Source organism: Pseudomaricurvus alkylphenolicus (genome assembly GCF_011683955.1).
GTDB classification, from domain to species: Bacteria; Pseudomonadota; Gammaproteobacteria; order Pseudomonadales; family Cellvibrionaceae; genus Pseudomaricurvus; species Pseudomaricurvus alkylphenolicus.
In genome coordinates, this window is record NZ_JAAQPI010000017.1 from 24692 (window position 1) to 36577 (window position 11886).

General features: G+C 55.2%; 11 protein-coding genes. 7 read left to right on the forward strand and 4 right to left on the reverse strand.

Features of this window, described 5'->3' with window-relative positions:
* Positions 1–101: 101 nt before the first annotated feature.
* On the reverse strand, positions 102–794 hold the full coding sequence (locus tag HBA55_RS30205; protein WP_166999222.1) for an SOS response-associated peptidase: 693 nt from the start codon (positions 792–794) through the stop codon (positions 102–104).
* Between the two features lie 121 nt (positions 795–915).
* On the opposite strand from HBA55_RS30205, the gene HBA55_RS30210 reads away from it, so the two are divergent.
* From HBA55_RS30210 to HBA55_RS30230, 5 genes are all read left to right on the forward strand, one after another.
* Entirely contained in the window at positions 916–1398 is a 483-nt protein-coding gene (locus HBA55_RS30210) for an Lrp/AsnC family transcriptional regulator (RefSeq protein ID WP_166999224.1), read from the forward strand.
* 191 nt (positions 1399–1589) lie between these two features.
* Positions 1590–2351, forward strand: a complete 762-nt coding sequence (locus HBA55_RS30215) for a PP2C family protein-serine/threonine phosphatase (RefSeq protein WP_206020046.1) — start codon at positions 1590–1592, stop codon at positions 2349–2351.
* Between the two features lie 45 nt (positions 2352–2396).
* Entirely contained in the window at positions 2397–3290 is an 894-nt protein-coding gene (locus tag HBA55_RS30220) for an adenylate/guanylate cyclase domain-containing protein (protein WP_166999226.1), read from the forward strand.
* A gap of 6 nt (positions 3291–3296) precedes the next feature.
* Positions 3297–4826, forward strand: coding sequence for a serine/threonine-protein kinase (locus HBA55_RS30225; protein ID WP_166999228.1), 1530 nt, complete (start codon positions 3297–3299; stop codon positions 4824–4826).
* Between the two features lie 133 nt (positions 4827–4959).
* Positions 4960–6933, forward strand: a complete 1974-nt coding sequence (locus tag HBA55_RS30230) for a CsgG/HfaB family protein (protein WP_166999230.1) — start codon at positions 4960–4962, stop codon at positions 6931–6933.
* Between the two features lie 23 nt (positions 6934–6956).
* Here the strand turns inward: HBA55_RS30230 and HBA55_RS30235 are convergent, their stop codons facing one another.
* Both HBA55_RS30235 and HBA55_RS30240 read right to left on the reverse strand, forming a co-directional pair.
* Positions 6957–7370: a CBS domain-containing protein gene (locus HBA55_RS30235; RefSeq protein WP_240946376.1), complete on the reverse strand. Its 414-nt coding sequence runs from the start codon at positions 7368–7370 to the stop codon at positions 6957–6959.
* A gap of 183 nt (positions 7371–7553) precedes the next feature.
* On the reverse strand, positions 7554–8030 hold the full coding sequence (locus tag HBA55_RS30240) for a MarR family winged helix-turn-helix transcriptional regulator (RefSeq protein ID WP_166999235.1): 477 nt from the start codon (positions 8028–8030) through the stop codon (positions 7554–7556).
* Between the two features lie 229 nt (positions 8031–8259).
* Between HBA55_RS30240 and HBA55_RS30245 the strand changes: the two genes are divergently transcribed.
* On the forward strand, positions 8260–9417 hold the full coding sequence (locus tag HBA55_RS30245) for a CaiB/BaiF CoA transferase family protein (RefSeq protein WP_338109487.1): 1158 nt from the start codon (positions 8260–8262) through the stop codon (positions 9415–9417).
* Between the two features lie 64 nt (positions 9418–9481).
* On the opposite strand, the gene HBA55_RS30250 is transcribed toward HBA55_RS30245, so the two are convergent.
* Positions 9482–10705: an NAD(P)/FAD-dependent oxidoreductase gene (locus HBA55_RS30250; protein ID WP_166999238.1), complete on the reverse strand. Its 1224-nt coding sequence runs from the start codon at positions 10703–10705 to the stop codon at positions 9482–9484.
* Between the two features lie 118 nt (positions 10706–10823).
* Here HBA55_RS30250 and HBA55_RS30255 point away from each other — a divergent pair, with 118 nt between their 5' ends.
* On the forward strand, positions 10824–11882 hold the full coding sequence (locus HBA55_RS30255; RefSeq protein WP_166999240.1) for an AraC family transcriptional regulator: 1059 nt from the start codon (positions 10824–10826) through the stop codon (positions 11880–11882).
* Positions 11883–11886: the final 4 nt, after the last annotated feature.

Genomic DNA, 11886 nt, shown 5'->3' on the forward strand with positions numbered 1-11886 from the left:
CAAATCCCATGTGGCCTCACCATAGTGGCCTCAACAGTACCCTCAATTATCTGTAACACCCCACATCGTCGCCCCTGCAAAGGCAGGGGCCCTGCAGGCACTTACTCCGAAATTTCCCAGCTGTCACCAACCGCCTCAGGCAGTGTTTTGTCTCGGCTGTTGCTATAGCGCTTGTTTATCGGCCGTGCCCGTAACGCGTAGGGCAGGTGTGATGCCAGCAAGGGTTTAAGCTCATCGGTAGACGCTTCGGGATTCAGCCATTGCTTCATTTCGTCACCCCCTAACATCACCGGCATACGCTTGTGGATGTCGCGCATGGCGGGAGTTGCTTCGGTGGTAACGATGGTGCAGGACAGCAATTCATCGTTCCAGCAGTCCCATAATCCGGCAAATACCAGCGGCTGCTTTGGTGCAAACACCTCAATGGGCTGCTTGCCGCCTTCCTGCTGGCGCCATTCCACAAACGAGGTGGCGGGAATCAAGCAGCGTTTGTGCCGGAAGGGGCCTTTATAGGCGCGGCTGGTATGCAGGGTTTCCGCCCGGGCGTTAAACATGGCAAAGCGGGTATCCGGCCCACTTGACCAACTTGGGGTAAGCCACCAGCGTGCCATATGGCACTGTCGTTTACCGGTCTGGCCGTACAGACCGACTTCATCCTGTCGTGGCTCGATGATCATGGCCACCGCTTCAGTGGGGGCAATGTTCACACGATCACCCAGCTGCGCATCGACCCCGAGATCTTCCAGCAGTTCATCCACACCGGGGGTGGCAAGTAAATTAAAGCGGCCGCACATACCGTACTCCTTCAAGGGGATATTGCAATTCTAGAGGTTTTAGGCAATTGTTTCACTGCTATACTCGTTTTTGGTACAACGTCTCTATTGAGCCCAAAAAGGGCGCATGGAAGGAGTGCATATGAAGATCAAGGTGGACCGCCAGGATAAAGCCATACTGGCTCTGCTGCAGGCCGATGCCAGTTTATCTGTGGCGGAGGTGGCGGAGAAGGTGGGCGTATCCAAGTCCGCCTGCTGGCGTCGTATGCAAAAGCTGGAGGAGGCCGGGGTCATCCGCGAGCGGGTCACTCTGCTCAATCAGGATAAGGTGAATCTTCCGCTCACCGTCTATGTTTCCGTTCGCACCAATCAGCACAACGACCGCTGGGCCGAGCGCTTTCGGGAGGTGGTTGAAGGCGTGCCGGAGGTGCTTGAGGTGTACCGCATGAGTGGTGATCTGGATTATCTGATCAAGGCGGTGGTCACGGATATGCCAGGGTATGATCGGCTTTATAAGGAGTTAATCAAGGCGGATTTGTTTGATGTGAGTTCCAGCTTTGTGATGGAATCCATGAAGCAAACGACCCAATTGCCACTCCGATACCTGCAGGAAAAGACCCAATGACCTATAGTTGAGAGGTGGGGCAGGCGACCCGAACCCCCGCCAGCACTGGCTTGGCGAGCAGAGGGTTGGGTTTGGATGGTCTTTGGGTAACATTGATATTGTATTGCTTCTTATTTAGGGGCTGTAAAGCGAGGGCCTGCTTGGGTTATGGTTCGAAATAACGATTGGGATGTCAGGACAGGAAAAACGGCATGATGGAACCCCTTTTCGATGTGGGTCAGTGCACGGACAAAGGTAACTGTCGACCACAGAATGAGGACAGTTGTGGGGGAGACGCGCAGCTGGGGCTGTGGTTGGTTGCCGACGGCATGGGCGGGCACGAACACGGCGAGGTCGCCAGTCAGCTGGCTGTCGAGCACATCGCAGAGCAGGTGCGCCTCGGCAAGTCGCTTGAGGACAGCATTCGCTACAGTCACCAAATCATTCAGAATGTCAGCCACAGTAAGGGTTCCAGTCGCCCTATGGGAACGACCATAGTCGCCGTGCTGTTCGAAGACAGTCGCTACCAGATCGCCTGGGTGGGAGACAGTCGGGCTTACCTTGCCGACCAGCATTTGTGTCAGCTAACCCGGGACCATTCACTGGTACAGCGCCTGCTGGACAGCGGCGTTGTCACCGAGGAGGAAGCCAAAAATCACCCCAATCGCAATGTCATTACTCAGTCCTTGGGGTCAACCGAAATGAAGTCGCTGGTGGTGGATACCGTCAACGGTGATTTAAAGGCCGGTCAAAAGCTGTTGCTCTGCAGCGACGGGCTCAATGGCGAACTCTCCGATGAGCGTATTTACGAACTGATGAATACGCCGGACACTGCCCAGGATCTTTCGGAGCGCCTGGTGCAGGCCGCCAAGGACGCCGGTGGTCACGACAACATCAGCGCAATAGTGATCAGTTATCCTTCAGAGTCCCTAAACGCGGACGAGACCATGGTCATCAAGCGGGCGGGTGCATAATGGAAAAAACAATTGCAGGAATGAAACAGGACCGGGGTGCCGGCCATGAATAATTACGCCATCTTGTTTGCAGATATCGCTGGCAGCTCCGCCTTGTATAAAAGAGTTGGCGATGAACTTGCCCTGAAAATGGTGGATGACTGCCTGGCAGGAATTTCAGAAATGGTAGTGCAATTTCAGGGTACGGTGGTCAAGACGATCGGCGATGAAGTGATGTGCTTCTTCGAAGACCCGGAAAACGCCGTTCGCTGCGCGCGCAGTGTGCAGCGGGATCTGCATCAAAAAGCCAAAACTGACTCCAGTACGCTTTCAGTAAAAGTGGGTATTCACTACGGTCAAGCCATGCTCAAGGATGGGGATATCTTTGGGGATGCGGTGAATACCGCCGCCCGCATGAATCCGGTGGCCAATGCGGAACAGATCATCACCACCCAAGAAACTATCGACGCCCTCTCCGAGGAGCTTAAATCCCATACCCGGCCCTTTGATACCATCAAAATCAAGGGGTTTACTCAGGATTCTGTGCTCTACATCGTCGAATGGGCTGACGAAGAATTCGGTGATGCCACCGTGCTCTCCACAGGTTGCGCAGCCAATCCCAAGGCGGGACTTGCCAGCATTTATCTCAAGTGGGGAGACTACCGGACCCAGATTCACTCAGACCGATCCTCGTTTGTTATCGGCCGCGATCCGGCTCAATGCGATTTGTCAGTTACCTCAAAACGTGCTTCGCGCAAGCACGTATGGATTGAGTTCCGCCGCGGCAAGTTCGTGTTGATTGATCACAGTACCAATGGCACTTGGATTCAGACTCAGGATGGCAAGCAGGTATACCTGCGGCGCGAGGAATTACCACTGTGGGGCAGTGGGCTGATCAGCCTGGGGCAACCCATCGACAATAATCAAGAAGACTGTATACGTTTCGTTACCGAGGATTAACTGGCCATGGAAATCCCCGGCTATGAAATCAAGCGCAAGCTCGGTCAGGGTGGTATGGCCGCCGTCTACCTGGCACGCCATATTAGTTTAGAGCGGGATGTCGCTATTAAGGTCATGGCCAGTTCCCTGGCCGCCGACCCGAGTTTTACCGAGCGCTTCCTGCGCGAAGCCAGAATCGTTGCTCAGCTGAATCATCCTGGTGTGGTCGCCGTTTACGATGTGGGGGTGCATGAGAATCATCACTATATTTCCATGGAGTACCACAGCGGTGGTGATCTCAAGCAGCGTCTGAGAGCAGGGCTGACGCTGGACGAAAGTATCGACATCATGACCCAGGTGGCTGATGCCTTGAATTTTGCCCACGACAAGGGCTATATCCACCGGGATGTGAAGCCGGACAATATTCTGTTTAGCGAAACCGGTCGGCCAGTGCTCACGGATTTTGGCATTGCCAAGGCGACTAATACCGATGTGCAGATGACTCAGGCGGGTACGTTGATGGGTACGCCCCGTTATATGAGTCCAGAGCAAGCCAAGGGAAAGCCGTCGGACCTGCGCAGCGATATCTACAGCCTGGGCATTATTTTCTTTGAAATGATTACCGGACGCGTTCCTTTCAATGCCGACCAGGCCATAGCCATCACCATTCAGCATATTACGGATCCCGTGCCCCGCATCGATCCTCCGATGGATGTCTACCAGTCTGTGATCGATCAGGTACTGGCCAAGGAGGCGGATGATCGTTTTCAAAGTGCCAATGAATTTGCCCAGGCCATTGTCGCCACACCTAAACCCCAGTTGGATGCCGGCGCAACCGTGGTTGCCCTGGAATCTTCCTGGCAGGACTCTAATGCGGAAACCGTTTTGGCCGGTGCGGGTAGCGGTACCGGTGAGCCGGCCTGGAAGCGTTGGACACCAGCGGCTGCGGCCGCGGTTGTTGTGTTGGCGGGTGCGGGATATTGGTTGTCACGGGATGCCGGGGTTGCTCCCGAGCCACCAGTGCCGGCATTAACGCAAACCACGAGGCCTGCAACGACGAGCTCAGCGCCAGAGCCCACCCCAACGCAACCTCCGGCTGAATCGATTAAACCGGAACCCGTCAGTGTCGATCAGCCCGTGGTCGCCGCTACAACAAAAGTGGAATCTCCGACTTCGGAGCCCGCTTCACCGGCACCGGCCCGGGCTGAACCAGAGCCAGCGCCAAAGCCTGCCCTGGTCGTTGTTGAAAAGCCTAAACCGCAGCCTCAACCGGTCAAGCGCACCAGTATTCAGGACTTGCAGATCAAAATTCTACTGGCCTCCGCTGAAAGGCTGGTCCAACAGGGCGTGTTGCTGAATTCCACGGAGGAAAACGCGGTCACCAAATACCAGAAAATCCTGGCTATCGACCCCCGCCATAAACAGGCGCGGAGAGGTCTGCAAAAGGTGGTGAACACGCTGGACCAGCAGTTGTCCAATAATGAGCTGGAAGCATCGGCGCGGCAGCATGTGAACTCGGTGTTGAGCGATCTGCGCAACGAGTACACATTTTTGTGATGCCTGGCAATAAACATCAGTATTGAGGTCAATTTTGTGTGCCATTGACCGATATTTTTCAAACAGAACCATTACAATAGCTTGATGAATTGGGGAAAACCGTTCTACCTGAATGAGGAGGGGGCGAAGGGATATGACAAAACTAAGCAGACTGGTGTTGGTGATGTGCCTGGCGGGGTGTGCCGCTCCAGGGCCAAAATACACACTTGATGACATCGCCAATGCACAGTCAGCCGGCAGGCTGGAGGGGCTTTACGAGACCATCAGCCAGACAGTCGCCCAGGGTAAGGGTGGTCAGGAACTGAGCAGTTTGCTGACGGAAGCCGGTCGTCGCCTGGCAGACGATCAAATCAAGCGGTTTAGCACTGATCTTAAGCAACAGCGGGCCGAGCGAGGCGCCATTGCCCTGAGTGCCCTGCCTTCTATCGACAGCATTAAAGCCAAATTGCAGCGCTGGAATCCCAGCAGCGCCGCCCAGCTGGATAAACTGCTGGCCCGAGAGATCCAGCACACCCGTGATTTTGTGGCCCGCAACCGCGCCACTCTCGACGGCATCAAGTTGCAGGAGCCGCTAAAGGCTATCGCACTGGCCAGGGACAACGTTTATTTTACCGGCAGCGCGGACGACAAAAGCCTGTTGCAGACGCTGTCTGACCAGTTGGTGGAATACTTCTATTCACGCGGTGGTCAGAAACTGTTGTCTGGCGATTTCGCCTCCGCACTGGAAGATTATAAGATTGCCGCGGACATTCGCCCGGACTATAAGGATGTGGCTGACCAGGTAAACCGTATCAATGCTGCGGTATTCTCCCAGCAATTTGTCGGATTGCTGGAGCAGGGCAAAGCGGACGACGCTCACGCGATGTTCCTCAAGGCCTCTGACGATCCCTCCTTTGAGCAGATCAAACAGGAGTTGGGATCCACCGTCGGTATCATGCGGGATTTCTTTTCCCAGATGGCCGAGGAATCGAGCGAACACAAAGAGTACTACACAGCCTATCTGCGCTTCCGCCAAGCCGATGAAATTATGCGTCTGATGGAAATGCAGCATGAGCCGCCAACCAAGCAGAAGCGCGAGTTTATTAACTTTCTTCTCAAATTGGCGGAAAAGGTCCGTAAGGATGGACGACCGGGCGTTGCTCTGGGACTGGCCAAAGTGGTTGAAGAGTTGTCGCCCATTCCGGAAGAGCGAGCTCGTGAAACCAAATCAAGCCGCCAGGTTCGCCGCGTGCTGCGTCAGGCCCGAGAAGAAGTGGAGACTGTCGCGGTCAAGGGTATTTCCACCTCCACCTTCGCTCATTCGGCGGGTCAGGGCAACCTGGGTAATGCCATTGCTTCTCGTATCACCAAATACCTGTTCAACGAGATCCCCAACGATGTTCGTATCGTAGAACGGGAGCAGCTGGAAACCCTGTTGAGAGAGAAAAAGCTCAAGCAGCAATCGGCTCAGCAACGTCTGGCAACCACCGATTACTTTATCGAGGGCAGCATTCTTGAGGCCAAGGTGGACAGCTCGGTAAAAGACGGCTCCAAAACCATGCGTGTGGTCACGGGCCATAACGACACGCCTAACCCTGAACACGAAAAATGGTCCAAACGCAAGAACGGTCCTGAACCAGCGCGTTTTATCAAAACGCCAATTACCGAAACTGTCACGGTGAATATCCAAAGCCACCGCAAAGTGGGGCTGGTATCAGCTTCTTTTCGCCTGATTGCCGCAGAAAGTGCCAAGGTGGTCTACACGGACACCGTGAGCGAAGACGTTGTTCACAACGATCAAAGCTCAGAAGGTATTCAGATTGGTGAGTTTGTGGCGGAGCATAAGTTCTCTGAGCTGCCGTCCGATGTTGAGATCCTGAACGGCCTCAGTGTCTCGGTGTCCGACGAAATCGGTGCCAAGCTGGTCGAAGCGCTTAAGGATTCCGAGTCGGCTTACGCCAAAGAAGCTGAGGCGTTGATGCAGGAAGGCAACATTGTGGATTCTGCTGAATTCTATGCCTATGCGCTGGTCATGCTGGAAAGCAAGAAGAAAGATGCCGAACAGGTACTGACCAAACTGAAGGACGCGTCTGTACAGGGCGTAAGCGAAATAGCGGATACCCTGTAACAGGGTATCCCATTCGCATAACCTTACTGAGTCAACAACAGAGTCAGCACCGCCAGCATGTCGGTGCTGCTCAGAATACCCACCACTTCGTCGTTATCCAACACGGGCAGCGCCCCAACCTTGAGCTCCTTCAATAGCAGTGCCGCCTTTAGCAGGGTGGTGTCTGGTGCGATGGATGTGACCTCTGTGCAGTAGACTTCGCTGATAGGCAGGTGGCTTTCCAGCGCGCGGGTTCCGCGTTCATAGTTATCGCTGAGTCTGGAAAGGCCTGCGGCGTAGATATCTCGTTGGGTGACAATGCCGACCAGCTTTTTGTCGCGGTCAACAACAGGAATACTGCGAACACCGCGCTCTTCCATCAGCTTGCGGGCACGGGCGACGGAGTCACTCGCCGTCAACAGCACCACGTCCTTGGTCATATAGTCCTTCACCAGCATTTTTTTCACGATAATCTCCCTAGTTGATGTTCGCCTAATGTCTGTATTATAGCCGCGTGCCGAACGGGTATCGCACTCCCGGCGATGGCGCCGGCATGACCTGGATCAAAGCGGAGCCAATCAGGGCGGTTTATCGGCCCCAGGAGCAATTGCTTAAGCTGCCAGGGTGCTCAACCGAGCTTCCTATGAGTGTTGCTCATCGTCCTGCAGAGCGCCAGCGTGCTGGTGCAGCCGGTCGATCAAATCGCTGAACTGGCGTCGCTCTTCATCGTTAAAGCAGCACAGCAGTTTTTCCTCGTATTCGTAGGAGGTGGGCACCACATCGTTATAGACAGATTTGCCGGTGGGGGACAGTTGCAGCATCGAACGCCGGCGGTCTTCCGGGTCGAATTCCCGCTCGATCAATTTACGTTGTAGTAGCTTGCTTACTGCGCGGCTGATAATGGATTTCTCGATATGGGTCTTTAACGAAACCTCGTCAGCAGAAATACCGGGATACTCGCCCAATACCGCCATGATGCGCCACTCGGTAATCGAAATGGCGAATTTGTCCTTGTAGGTGTCGGCGATTATGCCTGAGACGGTGTTGGACAGAATTGAGAGCCGGTACGGAAAGAACCGCTCCAGGGTGAGTACACGGCTGAGATCTGAATCGGTCATAAATCCAGGTTTCCTTAAAATGTCTTCAATTTATTCAATATTCGCTTGTTTTCTTGCCATATAGAGTGAGGCAGGTTGGTTGCTAATGCAACCATAAGTGGTTGTCGCTGCAACTATGTATGATGATTTGTTGTTTAATGACAATTTTGCCGACCGCTGAGGTCATTGTTTGCCTGGTGGGAGTGCCGCAGAATGACTCTCAACAGATATCAAGATGAGGAAACGAGCGGTGAGTGGACCTTTAGCAGGCATCAAAGTGATTGAAATCGCTGGCATCGGCCCCGGTCCCTGCGCCGGCATGATGCTGGCCGATATGGGCGCCGAGGTGATTCTGGTGGACCGTAAGGTGGCCAATGCCAACGCAGCCCAAATTACCGGTGAGGGTGATGCCAGCCAGGTGACCTTCTTTAATCGCGGCAAGAAGTCGATCGCGGTGGATTTGAAGAGCCCCGAAGGTGTTGAGCTGGTGCTCAAGCTGGTCGAAGGGGCAGATGTGTTGATCGAAGGCTTTCGTCCTGGGGTGATGGAACGCTTGGGCCTGGGGCCAGAGGTGTGTCTGCAGCGCAACGCCCGTCTGGTGTACGGCCGTATGACGGGCTGGGGGCAAACCGGGCCACTGTCACATGCCGCTGGCCACGATCCCAATTACATTGGTGTGTCGGGTGCGTTGTACTACGGTGGCCGCAAAGAACAGCCCCCTATCGCACCTTTGACTTTGGTGGGTGATCTCGGTGGCGGTACTATGGTGCTGGCCTGGGGCATTCTCTGCGCCGTGATTAATGCTCAGAAAACCGGCGAAGGCCAGGTGGTGGATGCCGCCATTACCGATGGTTCTGCCTACATTTCCTCCCTACTGATGATGATGCGCAACACCGGCCAGATTCAGGATCGCCTGGAGACCGGTTGGGCAGACGGTGCCGCGCCCTGGAGCGATACCTACACCTGTGCCGACGGCAAGTTTGTGACGGTTTGTGCGCTGGAGCCTCAATTCTACGCAGAGATGCTGCAGCGTCTGGATCTGGCCGAGAATCCGTTGTTTGCCAACCAATGGGATATCAAATCCTGGCCCGAAGGCAAACGCGTAATGAAAGACATTTTCGCCAGCAAGACTCGCGACGAATGGTGTGAGCTGCTGGAAGGCACGGACGTCTGTTTTGGTCCGGTATTGGATTTCACTGAAGCGCAACAACACCCCCACAATGTTGCCCGCAAGACCTTCCTGAATGTTAACGGTATTCCTCAGCCGGCGCCGGCGCCCAAGCTGAGTAACTACCAGCCCGAGGTCGGACCTTGCCCGCGTTTGGGTGAACATACGGATGAAGTTTTGCAAGCAGCCGGATTGCCGGACGGTGCAATGGCGGAACTCAAGTCTAAGGGTATCGTTTGAGAATGCGAGAGGTTTGAGTCTGGATGACGGGGCGCCAGTGAGCGCCCCGTCATCTTTTGGAACGTTATCCGGCTAACAGTTCTTTGGGCGCAATGCTCTCGTCGGCCAGTTTGGCGGGATCGACGGAGATATTCTCGGCGATCAGCTTCTTGCTCACCATAAACTCCTGTGGACGGTTTACACAGTCGGCTGAAATCAGCTTGCCTTCCTTCAGGTAGAAGGCCACAAAGCTGCGGCTGCCGTCTTTGTCGCCGCGAATAATCACTTCGTCGTAGCCCTGGCTGAGTCCGGCGATCTGCAATTTCAGGTCGTACTGGTCGGACCAGAACCAAGGCAGGCTGCTATAGACCTTTTCATTGCCACAGATACTGGCGGCGGCACTCTTGGCCTGATCGGTGGCGTTGGGTACCGATTCCAGCCGCAGGCGGATATCGTAGAGGGCATTGGGGTGATTGGTGACATCACCGGCGGCGACAATGTCAGGGTCATTGGTGCGGGCGTACTGGTCAACCACCACGCCGTTTTCCACTTCCAGGCCAGCGGCTTCGGCAAGCTCAACGTTGGGCACGATACCGACACCAATCACCACCAGGTCGGCATCAAAATGGGTACCATCGGCACAGGTGACACGCTGTACCTTGCCATCGCCTTCAAAGCCGGCAACTGCCACACCGGTTTTGATGGAGACGCCTTCGTCGCTGTGGACGCGGGTGTAAAACTCAGACAGCTCCGGAGCGGTTACGCGGGCCAGCACCCGGGGTGCCATTTCCAGCACGGTGACGTTCATGCCCTGTTTTTTCAGAGAGGCTGCGGTTTCCAGGCCGATATAGCCGCCACCGACAATCACAGCGTTAGCGCCTTCGGCTACGTCTTCTTTGATCTTCTCCACATCACTGATGTCACGCAGGTAGTGGATGCCGCCCAGTTCCACGCCCGGCAGGGATACCGTGCGCACCCGAGAGCCCGTGCACAGGGCGAGCTTGTCATAGCTCATGACTTCGCCGTTATCCAGCGTCAGGGTCTTGTGGGAGCGGTCGATACTTTCAACCCGAACGCCCAGTTTGAACTCGATGTCGTTCTTCTCATAGATTGCCTGGTTGCGGATCAGGAGCTTCTCAGGAGTGGTGTCGCCGGCCAGGAAGGCTTTGGAAAGGGGGGGACGATGATAGGGCAGGTAGGGCTCGTCACCCAGAACAATGATTTTGCCATCCCATCCTTCCTGACGCAGGGAAGGGGCCAGTTGTGCCGCCGCGTGGCTGGCACCGATAATAATGCAGGTCTTGGACATGAATACCACTCATCGAAACTTTGTTTAAGGTGGCGACTAGCTTAATGCCCGACCGTTAAAACATGGCTATCATTTTCGTCCACATGATTAGTATTTTCGGCCAATTAAGGCTATCATTTTGGGCCAAACGTTTGATGTGGATCAAATGCAGCACTTTACCGACAGTCAACACATCTATGTGGATGCCCGTCTCAGGCGCCTGGAGCAGGTGCTGAAGGAAGAGTGCCCCTACGTGGATCGAGAGGCCCTGGGACACTGGTGCGGCTTTAATCGCCCCTGGTGGGTGGAGAACGCGGGGCTCACCCAGGAAGACTACCTGCGGCTGCTGCGCCAGCTGCATACCAATGAGGTCCCCAATATCGCCCTCAGGGTGGCCAGCCGCACGCAACTGCAGGATTCCGGCATTGTCGGCTATGCGATGATGTCCAGCGCCACTCTGGATAATGGCCTGCGGATTGCGGGCCACCTGCTGGAGCGCAGTTTTCCCTATATTCACATTGGCCTAGAAACCGACAGTGAACACGCGCGCCTGGTGTGTCAGGTAACGGCGGCCGGTTCCAATTACTTTCAATTGCTGGTGGAAGAATGGCTGATCGCCATGTGGGGGTACATTCGGGCGCTGTTGCCCGAAGGTGTGGCCGCTTGTGCGAGCTACGCCACCCTCAACTACGGAAAGCCGACCTATCACGGCCAGTATCAGCAACTACTGGGCTGTCGGGTCAGCTTTGATCAGCCCAGGGCGATTCTGGCCATTCCCAGGCAGTGGTTGTATATCGGTGTGCAGGGCAGCAGCCCTCAGGCCCAAACTCTGTATGACCTGCAAATCCGCCGTTTGATGCGGGACCACGAACACAGTGGTGACATCGTCAGCCGGGTGAAACGCCTGCTGCTGGAAAGGCCAGTGGAGTGTGGCTACAGCCTGGAAAAAACCGCGCCGCTGTTGTCGCTGTCGGCTCGAACCTTACGTCGGCATCTGGCGGACGCGGGCACCAGCTTTCGGCAGGTCTGCCTGGATGTGCGCATGGATCTGGCTCGGGACTATCTGCTCAGCAGCTCCATGACAGTGCAGGAAATCGCCTACCAGTTGGGTTATTCCCAGCCCAACAACTTTTATCGTGCATTCAAGGCAGTGTACGGTGAGCCGCCGGAACAGTATCGTCAGGGAATGAATCACTGACGCT